The sequence below is a fragment of the Mesorhizobium sp. M0189 genome (genome assembly GCF_040322135.1).
In the GTDB taxonomy this organism is placed as follows: Bacteria; Pseudomonadota; Alphaproteobacteria; order Rhizobiales; family Rhizobiaceae; genus Mesorhizobium.
Genome location: NZ_JAMYSW010000005.1, coordinates 21,701 through 45,815 on the forward strand (window position 1 = coordinate 21,701; position 24,115 = coordinate 45,815).

General features: G+C 63.9%; 24 protein-coding genes. 8 read left to right on the top strand and 16 right to left on the bottom strand.

What is annotated here, in order from left to right; translation table 11 throughout:
• Nucleotides 1-74 precede the first annotated feature (74 nt).
• Entirely contained in the window at nt 75-980 is a 906-nt protein-coding gene (locus NKJ09_RS11050; RefSeq protein ID WP_352496157.1) for a LysR substrate-binding domain-containing protein, read from the top strand.
• A gap of 234 nt (nt 981-1,214) precedes the next feature.
• A complete protein-coding gene (locus tag NKJ09_RS11055) occupies nt 1,215-1,448 on the top strand; it encodes a DUF2093 domain-containing protein (protein ID WP_031193470.1) in 234 nt (77 codons plus the stop codon).
• A 255-nt stretch (nt 1,449-1,703) separates the two neighbouring features.
• On the opposite strand, the gene lpxK is transcribed toward NKJ09_RS11055, so the two are convergent.
• The 7 genes from lpxK to epmA form a co-directional block, all read right to left on the bottom strand.
• Nucleotides 1,704-2,732 (bottom strand): tetraacyldisaccharide 4'-kinase, encoded by a 1,029-nt coding sequence (gene lpxK / locus NKJ09_RS11060; protein WP_352496158.1) that lies wholly within the window; start codon nt 2,730-2,732, stop codon nt 1,704-1,706.
• Between the two features lies 1 nt (nt 2,733).
• Nucleotides 2,734-4,050, bottom strand: a complete 1,317-nt coding sequence (waaA, locus tag NKJ09_RS11065; RefSeq protein ID WP_023717167.1) for a lipid IV(A) 3-deoxy-D-manno-octulosonic acid transferase — start codon at nt 4,048-4,050, stop codon at nt 2,734-2,736.
• The gene (locus NKJ09_RS11070; protein WP_023717166.1) at nt 4,047-4,826 is read right to left on the bottom strand and encodes a lysophospholipid acyltransferase family protein; all 780 of its coding nucleotides are present in this window, start codon (nt 4,824-4,826) and stop codon (nt 4,047-4,049) included. The genes waaA and NKJ09_RS11070 overlap by 4 nt, the downstream gene beginning before the upstream one ends.
• Before the next feature lie 5 nt (nt 4,827-4,831).
• Nucleotides 4,832-5,077, bottom strand: a complete 246-nt coding sequence (locus tag NKJ09_RS11075; protein ID WP_023717165.1) for a DUF4170 domain-containing protein — start codon at nt 5,075-5,077, stop codon at nt 4,832-4,834.
• Between the two features lie 74 nt (nt 5,078-5,151).
• The gene (locus tag NKJ09_RS11080; protein WP_352496159.1) at nt 5,152-5,958 is read right to left on the bottom strand and encodes a 3'(2'),5'-bisphosphate nucleotidase CysQ; all 807 of its coding nucleotides are present in this window, start codon (nt 5,956-5,958) and stop codon (nt 5,152-5,154) included.
• Nucleotides 5,945-7,288 (bottom strand): TldD/PmbA family protein, encoded by a 1,344-nt coding sequence (locus NKJ09_RS11085; protein WP_352496160.1) that lies wholly within the window; start codon nt 7,286-7,288, stop codon nt 5,945-5,947. Before NKJ09_RS11085 ends, NKJ09_RS11080 begins: the two co-directional genes overlap by 14 nt.
• A gap of 169 nt (nt 7,289-7,457) precedes the next feature.
• The gene (gene epmA, locus NKJ09_RS11090) at nt 7,458-8,504 is read right to left on the bottom strand and encodes an EF-P lysine aminoacylase EpmA (RefSeq protein ID WP_023717162.1); all 1,047 of its coding nucleotides are present in this window, start codon (nt 8,502-8,504) and stop codon (nt 7,458-7,460) included.
• Nucleotides 8,505-8,618: 114 nt separating this feature from the next.
• Here epmA and efp point away from each other — a divergent pair, with 114 nt between their 5' ends.
• Nucleotides 8,619-9,185, top strand: coding sequence for an elongation factor P (efp, locus tag NKJ09_RS11095; RefSeq protein WP_023717161.1), 567 nt, complete (start codon nt 8,619-8,621; stop codon nt 9,183-9,185).
• A gap of 133 nt (nt 9,186-9,318) precedes the next feature.
• Here the strand turns inward: efp and NKJ09_RS11100 are convergent, their stop codons facing one another.
• Nucleotides 9,319-10,326, bottom strand: coding sequence for an AraC family transcriptional regulator (locus NKJ09_RS11100; protein ID WP_023717160.1), 1,008 nt, complete (start codon nt 10,324-10,326; stop codon nt 9,319-9,321).
• A gap of 226 nt (nt 10,327-10,552) precedes the next feature.
• Between NKJ09_RS11100 and NKJ09_RS11105 the strand changes: the two genes are divergently transcribed.
• The 4 genes from NKJ09_RS11105 to NKJ09_RS11120 all read left to right on the top strand — a co-directional run bounded on the left by NKJ09_RS11105 (nt 10,553) and on the right by NKJ09_RS11120 (nt 14,549).
• Nucleotides 10,553-11,935, top strand: coding sequence for an FAD-binding oxidoreductase (locus NKJ09_RS11105; protein WP_023717159.1), 1,383 nt, complete (start codon nt 10,553-10,555; stop codon nt 11,933-11,935).
• Nucleotides 11,936-12,378: 443 nt separating this feature from the next.
• Complete coding sequence (locus NKJ09_RS11110; RefSeq protein WP_156948034.1) at nt 12,379-13,449, top strand: glycosyltransferase family 2 protein; 1,071 nt, start codon at nt 12,379-12,381, stop codon at nt 13,447-13,449.
• Nucleotides 13,424-14,116 (top strand): class I SAM-dependent methyltransferase, encoded by a 693-nt coding sequence (locus tag NKJ09_RS11115; RefSeq protein WP_023717157.1) that lies wholly within the window; start codon nt 13,424-13,426, stop codon nt 14,114-14,116. The genes NKJ09_RS11110 and NKJ09_RS11115 overlap by 26 nt, the downstream gene beginning before the upstream one ends.
• Nucleotides 14,094-14,549 carry a GtrA family protein gene (locus NKJ09_RS11120; RefSeq protein WP_023717156.1) on the top strand — a complete coding sequence of 152 codons (456 nt, stop codon included), beginning with the start codon at nt 14,094-14,096 and terminating at the stop codon, nt 14,547-14,549. The genes NKJ09_RS11115 and NKJ09_RS11120 overlap by 23 nt, the downstream gene beginning before the upstream one ends.
• Here the strand turns inward: NKJ09_RS11120 and NKJ09_RS11125 are convergent.
• From NKJ09_RS11125 to NKJ09_RS11135, 3 genes are all read right to left on the bottom strand, one after another.
• Complete coding sequence (locus tag NKJ09_RS11125; RefSeq protein WP_023717155.1) at nt 14,546-15,178, bottom strand: hypothetical protein; 633 nt, start codon at nt 15,176-15,178, stop codon at nt 14,546-14,548. The genes NKJ09_RS11120 and NKJ09_RS11125 overlap by 4 nt on opposite strands.
• On the bottom strand, nt 15,165-16,328 hold the full coding sequence (locus NKJ09_RS11130; protein ID WP_352496161.1) for a putative hexosyltransferase: 1,164 nt from the start codon (nt 16,326-16,328) through the stop codon (nt 15,165-15,167). Before NKJ09_RS11130 ends, NKJ09_RS11125 begins: the two co-directional genes overlap by 14 nt.
• Nucleotides 16,329-16,429: 101 nt before the next feature.
• Nucleotides 16,430-16,513, bottom strand: a complete 84-nt coding sequence (locus tag NKJ09_RS11135; protein ID WP_352481318.1) for a hypothetical protein — start codon at nt 16,511-16,513, stop codon at nt 16,430-16,432.
• A gap of 314 nt (nt 16,514-16,827) precedes the next feature.
• Here NKJ09_RS11135 and NKJ09_RS11140 point away from each other — a divergent pair, with 314 nt between their 5' ends.
• Nucleotides 16,828-17,574: a gamma-glutamylcyclotransferase gene (locus NKJ09_RS11140; protein WP_352496162.1), complete on the top strand. Its 747-nt coding sequence runs from the start codon at nt 16,828-16,830 to the stop codon at nt 17,572-17,574.
• Here NKJ09_RS11140 and NKJ09_RS11145 read toward each other — a convergent pair.
• From NKJ09_RS11145 to NKJ09_RS11165, 5 genes are all read right to left on the bottom strand, one after another.
• Nucleotides 17,561-19,543 (bottom strand): glycoside hydrolase family 127 protein, encoded by a 1,983-nt coding sequence (locus NKJ09_RS11145; RefSeq protein WP_352496163.1) that lies wholly within the window; start codon nt 19,541-19,543, stop codon nt 17,561-17,563. The genes NKJ09_RS11140 and NKJ09_RS11145 overlap by 14 nt on opposite strands.
• Before the next feature lie 27 nt (nt 19,544-19,570).
• Nucleotides 19,571-20,428, bottom strand: coding sequence for a carbohydrate ABC transporter permease (locus NKJ09_RS11150; RefSeq protein ID WP_254817449.1), 858 nt, complete (start codon nt 20,426-20,428; stop codon nt 19,571-19,573).
• On the bottom strand, nt 20,428-21,357 hold the full coding sequence (locus NKJ09_RS11155) for a carbohydrate ABC transporter permease (RefSeq protein WP_352496164.1): 930 nt from the start codon (nt 21,355-21,357) through the stop codon (nt 20,428-20,430). Before NKJ09_RS11155 ends, NKJ09_RS11150 begins: the two co-directional genes overlap by 1 nt.
• Nucleotides 21,358-21,710: 353 nt before the next feature.
• Nucleotides 21,711-22,964 carry an ABC transporter substrate-binding protein gene (locus NKJ09_RS11160; protein ID WP_352496165.1) on the bottom strand — a complete coding sequence of 418 codons (1,254 nt, stop codon included), beginning with the start codon at nt 22,962-22,964 and terminating at the stop codon, nt 21,711-21,713.
• A gap of 83 nt (nt 22,965-23,047) precedes the next feature.
• Complete coding sequence (locus tag NKJ09_RS11165; RefSeq protein WP_352496166.1) at nt 23,048-24,097, bottom strand: LacI family DNA-binding transcriptional regulator; 1,050 nt, start codon at nt 24,095-24,097, stop codon at nt 23,048-23,050.
• Nucleotides 24,098-24,115 lie beyond the last annotated feature (18 nt).

A 24,115-nucleotide genomic window follows, 5' to 3' on the forward strand; every position in this document is an offset into this window, starting at 1 on the left:
AACGCTATTGCGCGTCGATTGACAAACGAACAAATCGAGTATCACCTGTGACTATGGATCACAGCTCAGACTCGATGCTGCCGCTTGAAACCCTGCGCGCCTTCGATGCCGCGGCGCGGGCAGGCAGCTTTTCGGCGGCGGCCGAGAAGCTCAACATCACCCATGGCGCCGTCAGCCGGCAGATCGCCAAGCTCGAGAACTGGCTCGGGCTGAAAGTCTTCGATCGCGGCGCGCGCGGCGTCTCGCTGACCGTCGAGGGCAATCGCCTGCATCTGCGCACCACTGAAGCCTTCGCCCTGATCGCCAGCAATTCGGATCGCTGGGTAGAGCCGCGCGGCACGGCGGTGGTGCGGCTGACCTCGATCCCCTCGGTCAGCGGGCTGTGGTTGATGCCGCGCATGGCGGCGCTGGAGAACCAACCGTCCAAGCTGCGCATCGTGCTCGACGTCGACATCCGCCAGGGCGATCTTGCCGACGAGGGCATCGACCTGTCGATCCGCTGCGGGCGCGGCCGCATTCCGGGCCGGATCTCGGTGCAGCTTTTCGAGGAATATGTGTTCCCGGTCGCCTCGCCGGAATTAGCCAGGGAGATCGGCCGCGGCGATCCGGCCCGGCTGCTCGAATTTCCGGTGATCAACGATTCCGACGCTTCGGCGTGGCGGGCCTGGTTTGCGGCGCAGGAGATGGACTATCGGCCGCGGCCGCACGACCGCCGTTTCGAGGATTACAACCTCGTGCTCGACGCCGCCGCGCACGGGCTCGGCATTGCGCTGGCGCGTCCGCCATTGACGGTGGACCAATTGAAATCGGGCCGCATCGTCGCCGTAGACGAGCGCGGTGCCCTCAGCCCGATATCCTACTGGCTCGACCGGCCGCTGGGGCGGCCGCGCGCCGCGGCAGCCGAACTTGCTCGTCGCATCGCAGTCCAGGCCGGGCTGCCAGCGGAGAGGATCGAAGAGTTTATCATCGCCGAAGAATGAGATGCCTGAAGCGCGTCGCGTTCGACCGGCCTCATGCGACGCGCTTCAGGTTCTTGTGTTTATGCATGTCGTTATCGCAAAACCGCTGCACACTTTTGCGCGACATGCATTGGCATCCGCTTTGCCGGCTTGTTCGAGCAAGTGTCACCAGAAACAGAGGCAGGCAAAGCCAACCAAGCTTGACCTCGCCGCAATTTGTGGCGATGACATCGTCATGAATTTCGGCTCCACCCCATGATGAACCGTTTCGAAGGCCCCGGCGGCAAGGAAGCCCGCATCCGCTATCTCGACGGCGACTTCCAGGTGACTAGCCCCGGCGCCTTCGTTCGCTGTGCGGTGACCGGCGAGAGCATCCCGCTCGACGAGCTCAAATATTGGAGTGTCGCCAGGCAGGAACCCTATCTGAATGCCGCTGCATCATTGCGCCGCGAGATCGAAGCGCATCCGGAACTGCGCCGCCGACGGTAGTCTGACGCAAATGCAAGTCGCCCCGTTGCGATCCTTCGCGCGCCGTCTCCTGCCGCGACGTCAAGCCAGCGACACCGAAACCTTAGAAGTTATCTTGAAATAAAAAACCCGCCTCGGGGCTCGAGGGCGGGTCGTCGGCGAATCATCACCATATACAAATTAGTAGCATAGCTGCCGGCACAAAGCAAGAACAAAATACGCTCGACCGGCGGAAAAATTCCGGTCCCCGCATTGCCTCGGTGCCCAAGCTGCTGGTCAGCCTCTAAGCCTGCGCTGCCGCCAGGCATCCAGCGTCTCGTCGATGATGCGTTGCGGCACATGGTCGAGCTCGAAGACGGTGTCGATCTCCAGCACATCGAGCCGGTCGAGGAATTCCGGCGGCGCTGCGCCGTGACGCAGGCGGGCAGCATCCTTGGCAGTGGTAATGAGGCCAAGCCCGGCTTTACGTGCCGTCGCCGCCAATTCGGCAAGCTCGTCCGCGCTGTAGAAATGATGGTCAGGAAACGGTCGGGTCAGCGCAAGCTCGCCGCCGGCCTCGGCTACGGTGTCGAAAAACTTGTCGGGATGGCCGATGCCGGCGAACGCCAGGAACCGCCTCCCGGCCAGCATCACCGTGCTGCTCGGGGCGGTGTGCGCCTCGAAGATCGGCCTGCCGGCGCGCGCTGCCTGACGCACGACCGTGTCGGCCGCGGTGCCCTCGCCCATCTTCAGCAAGGCGCTGGTGAAGACCAACTGGTCGACGATGTTCGCCCGCAGCGGTCCGCCGGGGATGACGCGGCCATTGCCGATGCCATGGCGCGCGTCGACGACGACCAGCGCATAATCGATGTGGATGCGCGCGCTCTGAAAACCGTCATCCATGATCAGGAAATCGCAGCCGAGCTTCTCCAGCAGAAGCCTGGCGCCGGCGGCCCGGTTCGGCGTCACCGCGACCGGCGCATGTTCGGCCAGAAGCAGCGGCTCGTCGCCGACATGCTTGGCGGCGTCATGGTGCGGATCGACGATATGTGGCTGCGCGAAGGAGCCGCCATGGCCGCGCGACAGGAAACCCGGATTGAGCTGCATGCGCCGGGCCTGCTCGGCCAATGCGATCGCCACTGGCGTCTTGCCGGTGCCGCCGACCGTGAAGTTGCCGATGCAGAGCACCGGCGCCTCGACTTTTTCGCGCGGCGCGTGCCGCATGCGGCGACCGGCGATAAGCGCATAGATGGCGGAAAGCGGTGACAGCGCCATGACCCGCCAGTCCGGCTCTTCCCACCAAAAAGGCGGCGCTTCCGAGGTCACGTCAGCGCCCGTTCGCGCCCTTCAGGCGCGACTTGACGACCAGCGGCTGGATATAGGGCTCGAGCGACCTGAGCGTGTGCGCCAGCGCACCGCGCATCTCGTCGACCGTCGCCGCACCCGCCGCCATCATTTCGTGACGAGCCACCTCGTTGGTCAAAAGGAAATTCACGGCGCCGGCCAGCATATCGCGGTCGCGCACCAGCTTGGCGCCGCCACTGTCGAGCAGGCGCTGATAGGCCTCGCGAAAATTCTGGACGTTGCGGCCGGCAAGCACCGCTGTCTCCAGCATGGCCGGTTCCAGCGGGTTCTGGCCGCCCTCGGAAGTCAGCGAACGGCCGACAAAGGCAATTTCCGTCAGCCTCAGATAAAGCCCCATCTCGCCGATCGTGTCGCCGAGCAGAATATCGGTATCGGCGGTGATCCTGTCGCCCTTGCTGCGCTGCGCCAGCTTCAGGCCCATGCCGGAAATCTGGGCGGCCAGCTGCCCGGCGCGTTCGGGATGGCGCGGCACGATGATCGTCAAAAGCCCGTGGTGCCGCTTGTGCAGCATGGCGTGAACTTCGGCCGCGACCGCCTCTTCGCCGTCATGGGTCGAGATCGCCGCCCAGGTCGGGCGAGCGCCGATCTGGCGTTTCAGCGCCGCCAATGCCCGTTCGTCGGCCGGCGGCGGCGCGGTGTCGACCTTGAGATTGCCGGACACGGTGACCGGCCGGGCGCCGAGCGAAAGGAAGCGCTCGCCATCGAGATCCGACTGGGCGACGACATGGGCGAGATTTTCGAACAATGCTTCGGCGATGTTGGCGCGCTTCTTCCAGGATTTGAAGGAGCGGTCGGACAGCCTGCCATTGACCAGAACCTGCGGCACGCGGCGGGCGCCGAGTTCCAGGATGGTCATCGGCCAGATCTCCGATTCGGCGATGATCGCCAGGTCCGGTTGCCAATGATCGAGGAAGCGGCTGACCGCCGGCTTGAGGTCGAGCGGCACATATTGGTGGATGATGCGGCCGCCCAGCCGTTCTTCGGCGACCTGCGCCGAGGTGACGGTGCCCGTCGTCAGCACGATGTTGACGCCGTAGTCGAGAATGCTCTCGACCAGCGGCACGACGGCGATGGTCTCGCCGACGCTGGCTGCATGGATCCAGATCACCGGGCCTTCGGGGCGCTCGCGTCCGGCGACGCCGTAGCGCTCGCGCCGGCGAATGCGATCCTCCTTGCCTCTGGATGTGCGCCAGGCGACATAAGGTCCGACCAGCGGGTAGGCGGCGGCCCCGGCGAAGCGGTATGCCGTCAGGAAGGCGCGCGCCCAGCGCATACTCATTTCGAACCGTCCACAAGGCGATAGGCCTCGGCGGTCGCGGCATTGAGCGAGGCCGTGACCTCCTGGCGCTTGCGTTCCATTTCCGCGGCGTCTGCGTTGGCCGGCACGAAGACAGGCGTGCCGACGACAATCGAGGAGCGGCCGAAGGGCAAGTTGATCGTCGTCTTGTCCCAGCTGCCCTCGATCACCTTGCGGCGGCTGGTGGCAATCGCGGCAGGCAGGATCGGCCGGCCGGACAGCCGCGCCAGGAGGACGACGCCGAGCCCCGCATCGCGCGGCGTGCCGTGGGGAATATCAGCAATCATGGCGACATTCTTGCCGGTGGCGAGCGACTTTTTGAGGGCGATGAGCGCCTTGGCGCCGCCCTTGTCGAGATGCCTTGCGCTTTCGCGCCCGCCAGAGCCGCGCACCGCCTCGATGCCGAATTTCTCGACCATCAGCGCGTTGAGCTCGGCATCGGCGCTGCGCGACACCATGGCAACCAGTGGCCGTCCCTTGGGATAATAGGCCGGCGTCAGCAGATGCTGGCCGTGCCAGAGCGCGATGATGCCAGGCTCGAGCTGCGCATAGGCGCCGCCAGAAAACTTCGCCGATCCGTCGACCATGCGGTTGGTCAGGCGGACAAGGCGGACGAAATACGCAAACAGCGCGGCAAGCGCATTCTTGACGAATCGCGACTGCGCCAGCGGTTCGCGGATCTTGCGCCAGAACGTCTTCGGCTTGCGACGTCTGACCGCCGACCGCGGGGCTGATCGCTTGACCGCTTCATGGTTCATCGATGTCAACCGGCAGCCTTGTTTTCGGGGTCGAGCAGGCGGTGCAGGTGAACGACGAAATAACGCATATGGGCATTGTCGACGCTGGCTTGCGCCTTGGCCTTCCAGACGGCGTGCGCCGATTGATAGTCGGGATAGATGCCGACTACGTCGAGCGCGTCGAGGTCGCGGAATTCGGTGCCGCCCAGCTTCTTGAGTTCGCCGCCGAACACCAGGTGCAAAAGCTGTTTCTTTCCGTCTTCAGCGGCCATGTCGATCCTTCACATATCGTGAGTTTGGGACAGGTCTAGACCAAAGCCGCCGACTTTGGAACTATTGATGATGGTCAATTGTCCAGCCCGGCGATGACGCCGGCGAGCACAGCGAGGAGTTCGCCGCTGCCGGCGGCAAGCGCGCCGTGGCGGATCACTTCGCCGGCATAGAGCGGCGCGCGGCCGTGCCGATCGAGCACGGCGCCGCCTGCCTCGCGCAGGATGAGGTCGGCCGCGGCGATGTCCCAGTCATGCGCGTTGGCCTTGACGAAGGTGGCATCGAGCTGGCCGCCGGCGATCATCGCCAACCTGTAGGCGAGCGAAGGAATATAGGGCACGCGCTTCAGCCGTTTGTGCCATTTCGCCGGCATCAGGTCGATCATCGCCTTCGGTCCGGCGATTTCGGCCGTTTCCGACGGCGGACGCACGCCGATGCGCTTGCCATTCAGGAATGCGCCCTCGCCCGGCAGCGCCCAATAGATTTCGCCCTTCGCCGGGCAGTCGAGCACGCCGGCAAGCGTGCGGCCGTTCTCGACCACCGCGACGCTGACGCACCATGTGGGCAGGCCTTCGAGGAAGCCGCGCGTGCCGTCGATCGGATCGACGACGAAGGTGCGGCGCGCGACAAGCCTTACCGGGTCGTCGACGGTTTCCTCCGACAACCAGCCATAGTCCGGCCGGGCCGCCAGCAAGGTCTCGCGCAGATATTTGTCGGCGGCGTGATCAGCTTCGCTGACCGGCGAGGTGCCGCCCTTCATCCACACTTGCGGATTGTTGTTGAAGTACTGCATGGCGATGAGCCCCGCCTCGCGGGCAGCGTCGCGCAGCAGCTGCAGGTCTTCAGTAGCGCCGGCCGAGACGGCCGGATCAAGCTCCGGCAAGGGTCATCCCTTCGATCAAAAGCGTGGGCGCGGCAGTGCCGAAATTGCGGTCGAGATCGCTCGCCGGAACCATGTTGAGGAACATCGTCTTCAAATTGGAGGCGATGGTCACCTCGGCAACGGGATAGGCCAGCTCGCCATTCTCGATCCAGAAGCCGGAAGCGCCGCGGCTATATTCGCCCGTCACCATGTCGACCCCCTGGCCGAACACTTCGGTGACGTAGAAGCCGGTCTCGAGCGACTTGATCAGCTCTTCCGGCGTGTTTTCCCCGGGCTCGATGGCGAGATTGGTCGACGATGGCGAGACCGACGAGCCGCTGCGCGAGCCGCGCCCATTGGTGACGAGGCCGAGTTCCCGCGCCGCCGAGGTCGACAGGAACCAGTGGTTGAGCACGCCCTTGTCGACCATGAACAATTTCTCGCCCTCGACGCCTTCGCCGTCGAAGGGGCGCGAGGCCTGGCCGCGGCGCCGGAGCGGCTCGTCGGTGACGGTGATTGCGGCCGAAGCCACCTTCTTGCCCATCATGTCGCGCAGAAAGCTGGTCTTGCGCGCCACCGCGGCGCCATTGATGGCACCGGCGAGATGGCCGGCAATGCCGCGCGCGACGCGCGGATCGAACACCACGTCGACCGGCCCGGTCGCCGCCTTGCGCGCGCCAATGCGGCGTACGGCGCGCTCACCGGCCTTGCGGCCGATGTCTTCCGGCGCGTCGAGATCGGAAAAATGCTGGCGCGAGGAGAATTCGTAATCGCGCTCCATGCCGGTGCCCTCGCCGGCGATCACGCTGGTCGAGCGCGAAAAGCGCGACGTGACATAATGGCCGACAAACCCATGCGAAGTGGCGAGCACAAGGCCGCCGAGCCCGGCGCTGGCGCCGCTGCCGGCCGAATTGGTGACGCCCTTGACGGCAAGCGCCGCCGCCTCGGCGGCAAGGGCTGCTTCCTTCAACTGGTCCGCCGATACCTCGGTGGCGTCGAACAGATCGAGATCGCGCGGCTTTTTGACCAGCAAGGCCGGATCGGCGAGGCCCTGATAGGGATCTTCGGGCGACACTTTGGCCATGGCGACGGCGCGCTCAGCCAGCATATTGGGGTCGGATGCCGCCGTTGCCGAAACGCTCGCCACCCGTCTGCCGACGAAGACGCGCAACGAGACGTCCTCGCTCTCGGACGCCTCTGTGCCTTCGACCTTGCCAAGCCGCACCGACACACCGGTTGAGCGGCCGCGTACTGCAACCGCATCGGCGGCATCGGCGCCGGCCCGTTTGGCAGCCTCGACCAGGGCCGCGACGCGGTCGGTCAGTTTCGCTGCGTCGAGCGTATCGGTCATGCGCATAATCCTGTTATTTCCGGCCGGCTGAAGGGCAGCCGCTGCTGCACCATCTATTGTCCCGATGCAGCTTCTGCAATGGGAGAAGGCGCAAAGCGGGGGCATCAAGCGCCTGAACAGGGCTGCCAGTGTCAGGCAGGTGAGCGGCAATGGCGAGATCGACAATCCCTCAGGAAGCGGCCACCGGCGTCCAGATCACGTCGTCGATCCTGAGCGCGCCGGTGGCGAGCATCACCAGCCGGTCGAAGCCGAGCGCCGCGCCGCTCGCTTGCGGCGTGATGGCGAGGGCGGCGAGGAAATCCTCGTCGATCGGATAGCGTTCGCCATAGACACGCTGCTTTTCGTCCATTTCGGCGGCAAAGCGCCGGCGCTGCTCGGCCGGATCGATCAACTCGCCAAAGGCGTTGGCAAGCTCGACGCCGCAGCAATAAAGCTCAAAACGCTCGGCGGTGCGTGGATCGTCGGCGCTCGGCCTGGCCAATGCCGCCTCCGAGATCGGATATCCGAAAAGAATGGTGGCGCGCCCCTGCCCCAGCGCCGGTTCGATTTTTTCGACCATCACCCGGCTGAACAGGTCGGCCCAATTGTCGTCGGGCGCGGTCCGCAATCCGGCCTGGACCAGGGCGGCATGCAACCCCGCGCGGTCGGTGCTGCCATCGGCTGCCACAGTCGCCAGCAGATCGATGCCGGCATGGCGCATGAAGGCTTCGGCGACGCTCAACCGTTCCGGCTCGGCGAACGGGTCGGCCTCGCGGCCGCGGAAGCTAAAACGCTTTGCGCCCGCCCGTTCGGCCGCCAGCGCGACGAGCTCGGCGCAATCGCGCATCAGGCTCTCATAGGCCTCGCCGACGCGGTACCATTCGAGCATGGTGAACTCCGGATGGTGCAAGGGGCCGCGCTCACGGTTGCGCCACACAGCAGCGAGGCTGAAGATGCGCTCCTCGCCGGCGGCAAGCAGCTTCTTGCAGGCGAATTCCGGCGAAGTGTGGAGGTAGAGCGGCTGGCGCTGCCCGTCCGGCCCGATCGCCTCGGTGGCAAAGGCCGACAGATGCGCTTCATTGCCGGGCGAGATCTGCAGGGCCGATGTCTCCACCTCCACGAAGTCACGGCGGGCGAACCAGTCGCGCATGCCGGCGGCAATGGCGTTGCGCAGGATCAGCCGCGGCCGGCGGTCGGCATGGACATGCGGCGTCCACCATGGCGAAGCGGCGGTCATCGGCTTCAGGCGAATTGCACAGAGGGCTGGCGATTGCGGCCAAGATGCGCTAGGCCGCACCCAACGGCCTCTCCAGCCGATTTGCGCCAACAAATTTTATCAGGATGGAAACCCGTGAAGGTCATCGCCAGCTCCTTACGCAAAGGCAACGTCGTCGAAAAGGACGGCAAGCTTTATGTGATCCTCTTTGCCGAAAACATTCATCCTGGCAAGGGTACGCCGGTCACCCAGCTCGACATGCGGCGTATCTCCGACGGGGTTAAAGTTTCCGAGCGTTACCGCACCACCGAGCAGGTCGAGCGCGCCTATGTCGAGGAGCGCGAGCACACTTTCCTCTACCAGGACGGCGAAGGCTTTCATTTCATGAACCCGGAGAGCTACGACCAGGTGGCGGTGCCGGAGAGCGTGGTCGGCGACATGGCGCCCTACCTGGTGGAAGGCATGCCGGTGCAGATCTCGCAATACAACAGCATCGCCATCTCGCTGGTACTGCCGCAGCGCGCCACTTTCGAGGTGGTCGAGACCGAGCCGGTGACCAAGGGCCAGACGGCGTCCTCGTCCTACAAGCCGGCAACGCTGTCCAACGGCGTGCGTACCCTGGTGCCACCACACATCAGCGCCGGCACCCGCGTGGTGGTGATGACGGCGGATGGCGCGTATGTCGAGCGCGCGAAGGATTGAGGCGCGAAGCCTGAAACGCCTCGCCCTAACGCGCCGAGGCGGCCGGTCATCGTCGACCGCTTTGTGCCAGGGGGCTTTCGAGCATTGGGACGCGGCACGCAGACCGCAGCGTCAACGCCCGGCCAGTTCTTTCCTATTGCACGACGCCAGCGGGCAATCTTTGAGCCTCGAGCAACGCCGACCGTCCCTTTCGCCAGGTGCCAGGTGGAATGCCGACGAACTTTTTGAAGGCGCGATTGAAGGCGGCTTCCGACTCGTAGCCGACGTCGGCACCCGCTTGCGCGATGCTCATTTCGGGCCGTTCGAGCAAACGTCCCGCCAGTTGCAGACGCCAGCGAGCAAGATAGTGCATCGGCGAGACCTCGACATAGTGGGTAAAGCGGCTCGCAAACGCCGTGCGCGAGAGCCCTACTTCGCGGGCGAGCCGGTCCAATGTCCATTCCTCCCTGGGGCGAGCGTGGATGAGCCGGAGCGCCTCGCCGACATGTGGATCCCGTAGGCCTGACAGCCAGCCGCGCGAATCGCCGGGGAGGGTCTCAAGATGGCGGCGGATGATCTCGACAAACATCAGCTCGCTCAGCTTGGCGAGGATCGTTTCACCGCCCGCCCGCCCACTGCCACCTTCGGCCAGCGCCAGCCGAAACAGGTCGATAACCCAGCTGCTTCCATCGGCGGGCTTGCGGGCACACAGGATGGCCGGCAATGCAGCGAGGAGAGGATTGAAGGGACGTGCATCGCAGCCAAGATACCCGCAAATGAACCGGGTCCGCTCGTCTCCCCCGCCACCATGGATCACCGCGAACGGCAGGCTCTCGTCAATCGGCCGATAATACATCGCCATATTGGGTTCGCCCCGCGCTCCGGGCGAAGAGCTCAAGACGTTCGGAACTCCACCGGGGAAGACAACGACATCACCGGCGTTCACGAGCACCGGGGGCACCGAATCGTCTGCCAGCGCGGCCCAGCACGAGCCCGACATCACGGCATGAAAAGAAATGATGTGCTCTGCCTCCGGCATGATGGCGGCGGCAATGTCGGCCGTGCCCGGCGACTCGCCGACCCAGGGAGAGCTGGCGTCGACGTCGAAATAGATCGCACCGGTGAGGCGAACGGCTCGGAGCACATCGGAAAGGACATCCATGCACTACACCTCCGGAAACGATCGGCTACTCCCTTTGACAACGAGTTTTTCGGCCAGGCATCTCGAACTATCCGGCAATACAGCCGCCCGAGCAACTACCCATCCGGTCTAATCCTACTCTGAACGATCGGGCAACAGAAATGGACGATGTGACATTTGCGGGAACAGCGGACGGGATTAGCGTTTCATCGACCGGCCGACAGGTCCAATAACAGGGAGGAATGTCATGCACGATGAAGACATCACCAAATTCGCAGCAAGCCTGCGGGGCGAAGTCATCCGGACCGGCGACGCCCGCTATGATGAGGCCCGCAAGCTCTACAACGGCATGATCGACAAGCGGCCGCTGATCATCGCCCGCTGTGTGGACGTGGCCGACGTGATCACAGCGGTGAATTTCGGCCGCGACAACAATTTGCTGGTTGCGGTACGTGGCGGCGGCCATAACGGACCAGGATTGGGGAGTTGCGACGACGGTCTGGTGATCGACCTGTCGGCGATGAACGGCGTGCGTGTCGATCCGGATGCCCGTACGGCGCGGGTGGGTCCGGGCTGCACTCAGGGCGACCTCGACCACGCAACCCATGCCTTTGGCCTGGCCGTACCGGCGGGCATCATCTCGACCACCGGGGTCGCCGGACTGACGCTGAGCGGCGGCCATGGCTATCTGACGCGCAAATATGGCCTGACCATCGACAATCTGGTCGAGGCCGATGTCGTGCTTGCCGACGGCAGCTTCGTCACCGCCAGCAAGGAGCGGAACCCTAGCCTGTTCTGGGCGCTTCGCGGCGGCGGCGGCAATTTCGGCGTCGTCACCAGCTTTGTGTTCAAGCTCCACCAGGTCAGCATGGTCTTTGCGGGGCCGATCGCATGGGATCAGCGCCAGGCCCGCACCATCATGCAGCATTATCGCGAGTTCCTGCCGCGCGCGCCCGAGGAACTCGGGATCTTCCTCGGGCTCAAGACGATCCTGTCGAGCGCACCGTTCCCGGAAGAGTTTTGGGGAGAGCGGATGTGTCTGCTGATGTGTTGCTACAACGGCCCGGAGGAAAAGGGCAGAGAGGCGCTGGCTCCGCTACTCGATGCGCTCCCCGCGCCCTGGTTCAATTGGATGGGAATGATGCCCTATCCCGCGGTGCAGAGCATGTTCGATGGGCTCTACCCGAAGGGGATGCAGTGGTATTGGCGGGGCGATTTTGTCAAGACGCTGTCCGACGAGGCGATCGACGCTCATCTCGAGCAGGCGGCGAAAACACCGAGCGAGCTATCGCTCATGCATCTCTATCCGATCGACGGCGCGGTCCATCGCGTCGGCAAAGACGAGACACCCTGGAATTACCGTGATGCGACCTGGTCGATGGTCATCGCCGGGATCGATCCGGACCCACAGAAAGCGGGGCCGGTGACGCGCTGGACCAAGGCCTACTGGGAGGCCGTGCATCCGTTCGATCTGGGTGGCGCCTATCTGAACTTCATGATGGATGACGAGGGCGAGGGAAGGCTCAAGGCGGCTTATGGCGATAACTACGAGCGCCTGGCCTCGCTAAAGAAGAAATACGACCCGAACAACCTCTTCCGGGTGAACCAAAACATCCGGCCGGCCGCTTGACGGCCGCCCTCGTCTGGCCAGCAAGTGTTGTATCGTACCGGCCGGACCAGCTAAGGCCCGGCCGGTACGATAGGTTCCGGCCAGGACGCTCGGCGGCCTACAAGCGCGATACTCGGCCGGGCTCGGCGACCATGTTCCATGAGCCATGTCTGACATGCGTCGAAGCGGTCGGCCCGCACGCTCAGGTCACCCGTAGTGCTGCTTCAACAGGCAAGTCCGGGAGCAGGCAATGCGGTCAACGGGTTATGCCTCAGCGACTGCTTCTCGCCAGGCCGATCGCGCCGGCAGCCTACCGATAATTTCACGCTTCGATGCGGACGTCCGACGTCACCACGACACCCTTCAGTCCTCCTCGAGGATCGGTATCCCCTTCAGAACTAACTAAATTAGCAGTTTCTTAATTGCCTTTGGAACTTTGTAGCTTGCGTTCCATTTTCAACCGCATGCGAGAGTCTGTGGTCCAAGGCCCGGGAATAACGGTGAACAGGTCACCGCCGCGCTACTCGCTGGTCCTGCCCGTATACAATGAAGAACAGGTGCTGCCTCGGCTGATCGAGCGGATCAGTTCGCTTATCGGCCGGCTGGACGGCGAAACGGAGGCCATCTTCGTCGATGACGGAAGCCGCGATGGAAGCGTCGAATACCTTCAAAAAGTGGTCGCCGCCGAGCCGCGCTTTCGGCTGATCGAATTTTCCCGCAATTTCGGCCACCAGGTGGCGATTACCGCCGGCATGGACGCCGCTGCGGGCGATGCCGTCATCGTCATGGATGCGGACCTGCAGGATCCGCCGGAAGTCGTTCTCGATCTGGTGGCTAAGTGGAAGGAAGGTTTCGAGATCGTCTACGCCCGCCGGGTCAAGCGCGAGGGCGAATCCTGGTTCAAGCGCTTTACGGCAAGTCTTTTCTATCGCCTGCTGGAGAAAATGACGTCGGTCGATATTCCGCGCGACGTCGGCGACTTCCGCCTAGTCGGCCGCAAGGCGCTGGAAACCTTCAAGCGTATGCCCGAACATGACCGCTTCGTCAGGGGCATGTTCGGCTGGATGGGGTTCAAGCAGACGGCCGTGCCATTTGAGCGCCACGCACGAACCCTGGGCCAGACCAAATACCCGTTCTGGAAGATGATGCACCTTGCGGTTCACGGCATCGTCAGTTTCTCCGAGAAGCCGTTGCGCCTGGCGCTCTGGGGCGGGTTGGTCATTTCCGCGCTTGCGGGGGTCTTTGGCGCCTACGCCATCTTTGCCTGGTTTTTTGAAACCGGGATCATTGCCGGGTGGACATCCACGGTGGTGATCGTGTCGCTCCTGTGCGGGATCAACCTTTTCATGACCGGCGTGGTCGGACTCTACGTCGGCAGCATCCACGCCGAGGTGAAACGCCGCCCGCTTTATGTCATCGATCGGCTCACCGGCTTCGACGAGTCGATGCGTGCCGCCTCCGGTGAGCGCCGCCGATCGTTTCACAAACCCAGGAGTGGAGTCCCCGCCAATGGCCGAACTCTTCGACAGCTATAAATCCAACTATGGCGAGGCGGTCGAAGGGTCCATCCGGTTTTCCGGACTCAGCCACGACTTCTTCCTTGTCGCCAAGGCGGATCTGCTGCGGCGTCTGGTCTTCGAGCGAAAGCTTCGGCAGGGTGGGTCGGCTGTAAGGGCGCTGGATGTCGGCTGCGGCGTCGGTTCGCTCCACCCCTACCTCGACGGTGCTTTCGACAGCGTCGATGGTTGCGATGTCTCGCAAGAATCGATTTTGCACGCCAGCCAACACAATCCGCGTGTGGCCTACAGGACCTGCAGCACTCAGGGGCTGCCTTACGAGGACGGCACGTTCGATCTGGCTTTCGCTAGTTGCGTCGTCCATCACGTTCCGCCCTCCTCCTGGCTCGATTTCTTCCTGGAAATGCGGCGCGTCGTACGGCCGGGCGGCGTCGCCTGCATTATCGAGCACAATCCCTACAATCCACTGACGCGCCTTGCTGTGTTCCGGTGTCCGTTCGATCACGACGCGGTTCTGCTCAACGCCGCCAAAGCGAGGTCCGTTTTTCAGGAAACAGGCTTCCGGGACATCCGCTCCGAGCATTTCCTGCTGCTGCCATCGGCAAGGCCCTTGGCCAGAAGGGTCGAGCGGGTATTCGCGCCTTTGCCGCTTGGAGCGCAGTATGCGTGTAGTGCGCGTGTCTGAGCGCCGTTCAACCGGCGACGCCGGGCTGAGGGTGCTGGCGCGCTTCGGGTCGGTCGGCATCGCCGCAACGATCCTTTATGCAGTGATGGCCACCGCTTTGGTAAAATGGCAACGGTTCGGCCTCTCGCCGGTCGGTGCCTCGCTCGCGGCTTACACCGCAGCCGCCCTGTTTTCTTATCTCGCGCATAAGTTCGTGACTTTCGCGTCGAGCGGATCGCATCGATCGGAAGCTCCGCGTTTTTTCTTGCTGACGGCGACAGGCTTCGCCGTTGCCTGCGCGGCGCCGGCGGTTTTGACGGCCAAACTCGGCCTGCCGCCGATCATCGCCATTCTGGTTACATGCTTGCTTGTTCCAGCGGTCAATCTTCTCATGCTCGACCGGTGGGTTTTTGCGCAGCGAAGACCCGGCCAGCAACGTGATCGCCCGCCCTAACCCGGCTCAACAGGATCGAGCCGGAACGACAACAATTTGATGGCGCGCTTGTAGATGTTGCTGGCGGCCGAACTTGGCGGAATGCCGTCGAGGTAGTCGAAGGCGACATCGAGTATCCTGGCCTCGGCGAGGGCCGCCGTTGGAATGACGAACGAGACCGTTCGCGGCTCTTTGCCGGACAGCGTCACCGCATGCACCCGAACGCCATTCACCGAAATAATAATCCGCTGCGTGACCTGCGGCGGGCGAATGGCGGCGGCCATTTGCAGCGTGGCCGTCACACTGTCGTGGAGCGGCGGTATCTTCAGCCGAAGCCGCGAGGTCTCGCCTAGGGAATGGGTGCCGTCGGCAACGGGTCCCGACCAGCCGCAGACCCTCATGCCGGCTGCCTTTTTGGCTCCGTCGGACCGGAACGACACCGTCTCGCCTAGGGTATAGCTGCCGACCGCATCGCGATTGAGGCAGGTCGTCGTCCGGTCAATGTAATAGGCGCGATAATCGGCGTTGACATTCGGATTGAGAGCAAGCGCAAGAATGACGATTTCCGTTCCCGCCAGAACCGCCGCCAGCGCGTAGCTGGCAAGCCTGGCCCCGCGCAGATACCGGCCCGAAATGTCAGACCAGGGCAAGATAGCCTCCGATCCATGCCACGGTCATGAAATAACAGGCGCCCAGGAAGAGAGCCAGAGCCGCAAGAAAAGTCAGCTTCGACGCCGACGACAGCATGGCCAGCAATATTGTCAGAGGTGCAAGCCCAACGACGTATCTGACCATCGAGGCCAGGTTCGTGATCAGCGGCAGGATGATGCAGCAGGCGCAGAACAACGCGGCGCCATATTGCCTGCGAACCGCCAGAACCGCCGATAGCGCCAGTCCGATGAGTGCGGCGAGCGCGCTCCATTGCGGCGCCGTGGGCAGCCATCCAGTTGTCGGAACGGCCGAAAACCCGTCCCATATAAAGGCGAGCGGATTGCCCGGCACCCGTCCAAACGCGCGCTGCACGTGCAGGAAGGCAAAGCCGTCGCCGACGGTCAGATAGAGAAACAGGATGTAGGCGAATAGGCCGGCTGGCGAGATGAAGATGGCGACCAGCAGATCCGGTCGGCCAAGCAGCCAACGCGGGAACGACAGCGTCGATCCGCCCTTTGCGCGGTAATCCGTGAACATCTGAATGACGGTCGCGAATACAACGAGCACCCCGACGAGCCTGGTTGCCGACAGGAGAGCCGATGACAGTCCCGCAGCCAGATAGCTGGAGCGTTTGAACGCCAGAAAAACGCACGAAGTCAGGAGTACGAAAAGAGGTTCGGTCAGGAAAGTCGTGAAGTGATAGGAGAACGGGCCGCTGAGCAGGAAGGCGCAATACAGAACATAAGCGCGCATGTTCTTCTCGAGCAGTGGCCACGCCACCAGACAGGCGGCATAGCTGCACGCAATCGATGTGATCGACGCGACGAGTATCGTCGGAAAGCGGAAAACAGACCGGATTGCCGCCACCAGCATCGGATAGAGCGGGAAAAAGCCCCAGCGTCCGACATTGCTCTGGCCTGGAATGGGAAAGCGCTCATAGCCGTGTTCGGAAATGCCGACATACCACGCGCAATCCCAGCGGCAGAGCGCCTGGGCATAGGCCGCGAAGCCGGGTTCTGCCGAAACCGAAGCAAATGCGGCATAGCGAATGGCCAGCCCACTGACGACGAAAGCCAACGGCACCGCGACGACGGCTACCGCAACAAAGCGGCCACCGGCGTTCGGACGCGCGACAGCTTCGAGCGCCAAAATCTGCCTCCACCCGTTCAAATGGCAGGCGCCACTCAAAGCTAGATGACGCGCGCCCCGGCGAATTCAAGGCGTTCACGCGGCTCAAATTGGCGATACCGCTATCCGGCGCTTCTGAGCCAGACCAGCATCTCGCCGGGGTCGCGGTTGTGCCAGGCGAAATGCGGCACGGCGCCGACTTTCACTTCCTCGACCGCCGGCGGTTCGGTGCGGTAGAGCCCCTTTCCAGTTTTCGAAAGTCTCCTTTTGGCAATCGCCGAAAGCGTGACGCCGCCGCCCAGACGGTTCGCTGCTTGTGTGCCTCGATCTCAGCCGTTCGCGGCAGAGCGATGCGGTGCCGTGGCTGGAATTCGACGCGCAAAAGTCCGCCGCGTATTTTGTGCGATTCCGTCAAGCTGTTGTACACGACAGTTTTGAACCCTGATGCCGCGCCCGCGTACTCGGCCCTTGAGAATCCTCCAGCCTTCGGCAACATGGCGGCAAAGCTGAGAGTGTGAGGATGAGCAAGGTCATTTCCGCCGCATCGCGGCGTCAGTCGGCGCCGCGCAAGTCACCGATGGCGCTGACCGAGGCGCTGGTCGCCCGCACCTTGCGGGCGGTCGAGGACGCCGGGCCGACGCCGGGCATGGTCTACATGACCGATGCCGATTACGCGCGCATTCGCGACGAGGTGCTGGCCGGCGCGCCGGCCGGGCCGGTGAAGCTGTTCGCCTATGGTTCGCTGCTATGGAAGCCGGCCGGCGAGGTCAGGGGTGGCGAACGGGCCGTAGCGACGGGCTGGCACCGTTCGTTCTGTTTTACGGTGCAGCGCTTCAGGGGCACGGTGGAGCAGCCCGGCCTGATGATGGCGCTCGACCGCGGCGGCCAATGCCAGGGGATGGTGTTCGAGATCGCCGAGCCAGTGGCGGCCAATCTCGAAGCGCTGCTGCGCCGCGAGATGACCATCCTGCCGGCCGTCAACGTGCCGCGCTGGCTGCAGGTCAGGACGGGCGATGGCATGCGCCAAGCGCTTGGTTTCGTTGTCGATCCCGCCAATCCGCGTTATGCCGGCAAGCTCGAAAAGCGAGCGATAGCGGCGACCCTGGCCACGGCCGTCGGCCATTGGGGTTCGGGCGCCGAATATCTGTTCGAGACCATTCGCCATCTCGACGCCTGCGGCATCCGCGACCGCAATCTCTGGCAGCTGCAGGAACTTGTGGCCGAGGAGATCGGCCGGGCGCCGCCGTCGGGCTTTATTCGTCCCTGAGCCAGACCAGCATCTCGCCGGGATCGCGGTTGTCCCAGGCGAAGTACGGCACGGCGGTGACTTTCGCTTCCTCGACCGCCGGCGGTTCGGTGCGGTAGAGCCCCTCTTCCCAGTTTTCGAAAGCCTCCTTTTTGGCAATCGCGGAAAGCGTGACGACGCCGCCCAAAAGGTTCGGCTGTTTGTGTGTCTCGATGTCGGCCGTTCGCGGCAGGGCGATGCGGTGCAGCTGGCTGGAATTGTCGGTCTCCTCGACGCAATAGATCAGCGGACCGCGTGCCAGTGCGACGCGGCCAATATCCTGCCGCACCTGCGGATTGGCGTAGAGGCGGTCGACGGCCATTTCGAGATCGAGCTCGACGCGGTCGCCTTTGCGCCATTCGCGGCGGATCGCGGCATAGCCGTCACTGGTGACAGCATCCAAACCGATATCGGCGCCGTTGACCTTAAGCGCCGCCTTGCGGCACCAGGCCGGCAGGCGCAGGTGCAAGGTGAACGCGGTCGGCGACTCGGGTTCGACGGAGATCGAGACCGCGCCGTCCCAGGGATAATTGCTGGTCTGGGTGAGCTCTATTTGCGTCCCGGCGATATCGAAACGAGCCGTGCCGTTTCCATAGAGGTGGACGGCAAGTGCTGTGTCCGACAGGCCGTAGAAATAGCTGCCGATCGAGGCGACCATGCGCCCGACATTGGGCGGGCAGCACGGGCAGCGGTGCCATTTCCAGCGGTGGTGGGCGCCGCGGCTTTCGAGCGGATTTTCGTAGAAGAACAGCGAGCCATCGAGCGACAGGCCCGAGATCGAGCCGTTGTAGAGGGCCCGCTCCATGATGTCGGCGTAGCGCGCATTGGGACCCATGCCGAGCATGCGGCTTGCCCAGAACACCAGGCCGACCGAAGCGCAGGTCTCGGCATAGGCGGTGTCGTTGGGCAGGTCGTAATCGGCAGTGAAACCCTCATTGTGCGACGATGGCCCGAGACCGCCAGTCACGTAAAGGTTCTTGGTCATGAGATCGTCCCACAGCCGGTCAAGCGCCACCCGCAGCGTGTCGTCGCCATATTCGGTGGCGATGTCGGCCATGCCCGAATAGAGGTACATCGCCCGCACCGCATGGCCGACGACCTTGTCCTGCTCGCGAACGGGCTTGTGCGACTGGTTGTATTCGTAGGTCTTGAAGTGATAGGCCTTCGGGTCGGCGCCGCGGGCGCGCGCCTCCTCGTCGAAATAATGCGGCTGCTGGCCGCGCTGATCGATGAAGTATTTGGCAAGCTCCATGTATTTGCGCTCGCCCGTCACCCGCGCCAGCTTGACCAGCGCCAGTTCGATCTCCTCGTGGCCGCAATAGCCCTTCTTCTTGCCGGGCTCGGGACCGAACGTCTCGGCGATATGGTCGGCATAGCGGCACATGATGTCGAGCAGCTTGCGCTTGCCCGTGGCCTGGTAATAGGCGACGGCGCCCTCGATCAGATGGCCGGCGCAATAGAGCTCATGGCAGTCGCGCAGGTTGGTCCAGCGCAGGCCCGGCTGGATGCGCTGGTACCAACTCGACAGATAGCCGTCGGGCTGCTGCAGCCTGCCATACATGTCGATGACGGCGTCGATCTTCTTCTCCAGCTCCTCGTTGCGGCGGCGGTAGAGCGAATAGGCGGCGGTCTCGATGGTCTTGCCCCAGTCCGAGTCCCAGAACATCTGGGTGGTCACCGTCGATCCGGTGAATTCGTTGCCGGCGGTGGCCGCCTCGTCCGGCGAGGGTGAGTGGAACGGAATGACGACGCCGGGCGACGGCCGGTCGGGATCGATCTGCTCGAGCATGCGCGCCTCGACGCATCGGTCGTAGAGGATGCCGGCGGTCTTGCTGGCAACGGCATCGACACGGTCGCCCCAGAAGCCGCGCACGTCGACCTGCGGTACCGGCAGCGGGCGGAATGCGAGTTTCGGCTTGGCGCCCTGACTGGCGGATTGCGATGCGGTCATCAACTTACTCCGTTCGATTTCTTGTGGTCACTTCACGGCCCCTGCCATCAGGCCGCGGATGTAGAAGCGCTGCAGCAGCAGGAAGAGCACCAGGCACGGCACCATCATCACGGTGACGCCGGCCTGCACCGCGCCCCAGTCGATGGCGCCGAAGCGGCCGGACTGGAGTGCGGTCATCATGATCGGCAGCGTGAATTTGGACTGGTCTGTCATCAGCACGAGTGCTGCCAGAAACTCGTTCCAGGCGCCGAGGAAAGCGAACAGCGCAATGGTGACGATGCCCGGCCAGACCAGCGGCAGCATGACCCTCAACAGCATGGTGACATTGTTGGCGCCGTCCATGCGCGCGGCCTCCTCGATCTCGCGCGGGACCGCGTCGAAGGCGTTGCGCATCATGAAGATTGAGAACGGCAGCTGCAGCGTGACGTAGACGCAGACCAGCCCGGTCAGCGTGTTGTGCAGGCCGATTTTTGTCAGCACCAGGAAGATCGGCGTCAGGATCGACTGGAACGGGATCATGATCGTCGACAGGATGACGACGAAGAGCAGGTTCTTCAGCGGAAAACGGAAGCGCGAGAAACCGTAGCCGGCGAGCACGCTGACGATCACCGACAGCACCACGGTCATGACCGAGACGTAGATGCTGTTTTGGGCCGGCAGCCACAGCCCGTCACCAAAGGTGTTGAGCGTGGCGTAGTTCTCGAGCGAGATGCCGCTGGTCGGCCAGGGCGGCAGCGGCGGCTGGCGCGCTTCCTGCGCCGGCTTGAAGGCCGAAAGCACCGTCCAGGCGATCGGCGCCAGGAACAGAATGGACGCGATGATGCCGGTCGAGTGCTCGGCAATCTGCATGCCGATGCGGCGTTTGCGGCTCCTTGCCTGCGCCATCAGTCGACCCCCTCGGGCTGGCGCAGCAGCCGCAGCTGGATGAGGCTGAGCGCCACCAGGATGACCAGCAGGACCATCGAAAGTGCGGCGCCATAGCCGAGCTTGAACGACACGAAGGACTGGTTGAAGATCCAGTAGACGGCGGTCAGCGTCTGGTTGCGCGGGCCGCCGCGCAGGATGATGTAGAACTGGTCGAAGGCGAGGATCGAGCCGGCCACCGACAGGATCAGCGCCAGCGCCAGCGTGCGGCGCATCAAGGGCAAGGTGATGGCGCGAAACCGCGCGAGTGGCCCTGCCCCGTCGATCATCGCCGCCTCCTGCAGGTCCGGCGGGATCGACTGCAGGCCGGTCATCAGGATGACCATGGTGAAGCCCGCCACCTTCCACACCACCATGGCGATGATCGACCAGAAGGCCGGCTGGAAGGTCGCCAGCAGGTTGAATTTCTTCTCGGTCAGGCCAAGCTCGAAAGCGGCCGGGCTGAACAGGCCGGAATCGACGTTGAGCAGCCATGACCACAAAAGGCTGGCCGAGGCAAAACCGATGACCGCCGGCATGAAGAAGGACGTGCGGTAGAAGCCGGTCAGCTGCCGCGGCCTTTCGATGAACAGCGCCAGCGGAAAGGCGACGGCGAAGATCGCGATCGTCACCACCACCGTGTAGTAGCCGGTGAACCGCAGCGCGTTCCAGAAGCGGGTGTCGCGCAGGATCGCCCAGTAATTGTCGAGCCCGACAAAGCTGTGCGCGCCCATCAGCGGCCAGTTGTGCAGCGACATCCAGGCGGTCATGCAAAGCGGCACGATGAAGAAGACGACGACCAGGGCGACGGCCGGCGCGACATAGAGCAGGCCGATCCACTGCCGGCGGCCGGCGCCGACCAGTTTGTATGCGCGTGCCGGGGTGGCGGTGGTTGCTGTGATGGTGGTCATGCGCGGTTCTTGCGGTTGAATGGTTGCAAATCTTCGGTCTCCCGCCCCAAGTCAATCGCGTCTGGTTTGCGCTGCCCCTCATCGCCCTGCCGGGCACTTCTCCCCGTATAGTGACGGGGAGAAGGGTGCCTTCGCAAAGGATTTCGCCAACATCCCGCGTTGCAGAAAGGGTGCCAGGGTCGCGGCCAGCCCCTTCTCCCCGTCACTATACGGGGAGAAGGTGCCGGCAGGCGGATGAGGGGCGGTGCCGACATTAACAATCGGTCCTTCCAAGGTGAGTTGCGGGCGGTCTTCCGATGCAATGTCCGGCCACCCGCCCAGGGAGACAGGCGGGCGGCCGGAGCGCCGGCGCTTTACTTCTGCGGCGCCGAATCGATGATCGACTGCATGGTCTCCTGCGCGTTGGCGATGGCGCCGTCGACGTCTTCACCGAAGAAGACCTCGTTCATCATCTGGTTCCACGGACCGTTGGCCGAGTTGATCAGGTCGTTGAACACCACCGAATAGGGCGTGCGGCCCTTGGACATTGCCTCCGCGGCGACCTTGTAGCGCGGGTCGAGATCTTTCAGCGCCTCATTGGCGATGTCGCCGCGCACCGGCAGGCTGCCGTATTTCGCCAGGATGGTCTGGCCCTCGAGCGAATAGGCGAAGTCGAGAAACTCCTTCACCACCGCGACCTTGGTGGTGCCCTTGGTGACGACGAAATTATCGCCGCCGGCAAACGACGACCAGGCGCCGTCCTTGCCGGGCAGGAAGGTGATGCCGTAGTCGATATCGGGATATTGCGTGTTGAGCGCGCCGATGGCGAAGGCGCCGGACGGCGAGATGCCGATATTGCCGGTGGCGAAGGCGGCAAAGAAGTTGGAGCCGGTGTCGGTCTGCGCGCCTGAAGGCACCAGGTCTTTCTTGACCATCGAACGGTAGAGGTCGATGGCGCCGCGCATCTGCGGGGTGTCCAGCGTCGCCTTGGAGCCGTCCTCGGTCAGGATATCGCCGCCCGAGGCCCAGATCAGTGGCGTGAAGGTGAAGATGTTGCAGCCGCCGCAATTGCCGGAGAAGTAGAAGCCCTTGATGTCGCCGCCGAGCGCGTTGACCTTTTCGGCGTCGGCTTCGATTTCGGCCCAGTTGGTCGGGCCCTTTTCCGGATCGAGGCCGGCCTGCTTGAACAGCTTCTTGTTCCAGATCAGCACCGAGGAATCGGCCGAGAACGGCAGCCCGTAGATGCGGCCCTTATAGGTGCCGGTCTTGACATGCGCCGGCGACAGGCTGGCGAAATAGGGCAGCGATTTCGCCCAGTCGGTGATGTCCTCCAGCTGGCCGGCGGCGGCGAAGGACGGCGTGTAGATCAGGTCGAGCGACAGCGCATCGGGCGCCGTGCCGCCGGCGGCGGCAGCGCCGTATTTCGGGATGATTTCGGCGTTGGGGATGATGTCCAGCTTGATCTGGTTCTGATGCCCCTTGTTGAAGGCATCGACGATGCGCGGCATGAAGTTCGACCCGTCGGCGCGAACCCAGATGTTGGCGGTATCGGCGGCGGCCGAGCCGACCGTCGCAAGCGTGCCGAAAATGCTCGCGGCGATGGCGAGCCCGGTAATGGTGGTTCTCATGCTTCTCCTCCACATGGTTCTAATTTAGCGTCTTAATTTAGCCGCGCCCCCAAGCGGGTGACTATCGACACGGCCCGTTTCGTTCAGCCGTCCGGCGGACGGCCGCATGACTGACGCACCACCAGCCGGCACGGCAGTTTTCTGATGCCCGGCAGAGCGGGTTCGCCGCCGACGAGCGAAAGCAAGGCAAGGCCGGCCTCGCGGCCAAGTGCTGCGAGATTCATGTCGACCGAGGTCAGCGGCGGTCGGGTTGCCTCGGCGACGATCTGCCAATTGTCGAAGCCGATGACGCCGACCTCGTCCGGCACGCCGATACCGCGCTCGCGCAAGGCGTCGATGACGCCGCGCGCGATCTGGTCGTTGCCGCAAAACACCGCATCGGGCTTTTCGCGCGTACCGTCGTCGCCGTCGAACAGTTTTCTGACCGCCTCGTGGCCCCAGGCTTCCGACCACGGGCCGAGCAGCGGCTCCATGACCGGCAGGTTATTTTCGGCCAGCACCTCGCGATAGGCTTCGGCCCGGGCATGCACCACGGCAAAGCTTGCGGGACCGCTGACATGGGCGATGCGCCGGCGCCCGAGCCGGCAAAAATGCTCGACCGCCAGCCGCGCCCCGCCGGCATCGTCGGACACGAAAGCGATGGCGTTGGGATCGGGCTCGGTGAAGGCGTAGATCGCCGGAATGCCGAGATTGGCGAGGTCGACTGGCAGGTGGCGGTCGATGCGCTTGCCGGTGGCGATGATGCCGTCGACGCGCTTGTCGAGCATGGCATCGACATGCAGCTGGGCAAGGCGCGGGTCGTCCTCGACATTGCACAGAAACACCGAGACGCCGGCATCGACCAGCGCATCGGAAACGCCGGCCATCAGCGGCAGCGAAAAGCGGCCATAGGTGTCGTTGGTCAACAGCCCGACGGTAAAGGAGCGCCGCCTGAGCAGGCTCTGCGCCAGGCTGTTCGGGCGAAAGCCAAGCCGCTGCGCCGTCTCGCGAATACGGGTCCGCGTCTCAGCCGTCATCCGCCCCTGCCCGTTCAGCGCTTTTGACGCCGTGGCAACGCTGACGCCGGCAATGGCCGCCACCTCACGGAGCGTGACGGGCTGCTTGGCGGGCGTTGGCTGGACGTCGGACGCCATGATTTTGGTATCGATCCT

Excerpts from the sequence above, each read along its gene's own strand:
- NKJ09_RS11050 (WP_352496157.1), top strand. The coding sequence starts at position 75 with ATGCTGCCGCTTGAAACCCTGCGCGCCTTCGATGCCGCGGCGCGGGCA.
- NKJ09_RS11055 (WP_031193470.1), top strand. The coding sequence starts at position 1,215 with ATGATGAACCGTTTCGAAGGCCCCGGCGGCAAGGAAGCCCGCATCCGC.
- waaA (WP_023717167.1), bottom strand. The coding sequence starts at position 4,050 with ATGAGTATGCGCTGGGCGCGCGCCTTCCTGACGGCATACCGCTTCGCC.
- NKJ09_RS11070 (WP_023717166.1), bottom strand. The coding sequence starts at position 4,826 with ATGAACCATGAAGCGGTCAAGCGATCAGCCCCGCGGTCGGCGGTCAGA.
- NKJ09_RS11075 (WP_023717165.1), bottom strand. The coding sequence starts at position 5,077 with ATGGCCGCTGAAGACGGAAAGAAACAGCTTTTGCACCTGGTGTTCGGC.
- NKJ09_RS11085 (WP_352496160.1), bottom strand. The coding sequence starts at position 7,288 with ATGACCGATACGCTCGACGCAGCGAAACTGACCGACCGCGTCGCGGCC.
- epmA (WP_023717162.1), bottom strand. The coding sequence starts at position 8,504 with ATGACCGCCGCTTCGCCATGGTGGACGCCGCATGTCCATGCCGACCGC.
- NKJ09_RS11100 (WP_023717160.1), bottom strand. The coding sequence starts at position 10,326 with ATGGATGTCCTTTCCGATGTGCTCCGAGCCGTTCGCCTCACCGGTGCG.
- NKJ09_RS11105 (WP_023717159.1), top strand. The coding sequence starts at position 10,553 with ATGCACGATGAAGACATCACCAAATTCGCAGCAAGCCTGCGGGGCGAA.
- NKJ09_RS11110 (WP_156948034.1), top strand. The coding sequence starts at position 12,379 with ATGCGAGAGTCTGTGGTCCAAGGCCCGGGAATAACGGTGAACAGGTCA.
- NKJ09_RS11115 (WP_023717157.1), top strand. The coding sequence starts at position 13,424 with ATGGCCGAACTCTTCGACAGCTATAAATCCAACTATGGCGAGGCGGTC.
- NKJ09_RS11120 (WP_023717156.1), top strand. The coding sequence starts at position 14,094 with ATGCGTGTAGTGCGCGTGTCTGAGCGCCGTTCAACCGGCGACGCCGGG.
- NKJ09_RS11140 (WP_352496162.1), top strand. The coding sequence starts at position 16,828 with ATGAGCAAGGTCATTTCCGCCGCATCGCGGCGTCAGTCGGCGCCGCGC.
- NKJ09_RS11145 (WP_352496163.1), bottom strand. The coding sequence starts at position 19,543 with ATGACCGCATCGCAATCCGCCAGTCAGGGCGCCAAGCCGAAACTCGCA.
- NKJ09_RS11150 (WP_254817449.1), bottom strand. The coding sequence starts at position 20,428 with ATGGCGCAGGCAAGGAGCCGCAAACGCCGCATCGGCATGCAGATTGCC.
- NKJ09_RS11155 (WP_352496164.1), bottom strand. The coding sequence starts at position 21,357 with ATGACCACCATCACAGCAACCACCGCCACCCCGGCACGCGCATACAAA.
- NKJ09_RS11160 (WP_352496165.1), bottom strand. The coding sequence starts at position 22,964 with ATGAGAACCACCATTACCGGGCTCGCCATCGCCGCGAGCATTTTCGGC.
- NKJ09_RS11165 (WP_352496166.1), bottom strand. The coding sequence starts at position 24,097 with ATGGCGTCCGACGTCCAGCCAACGCCCGCCAAGCAGCCCGTCACGCTC.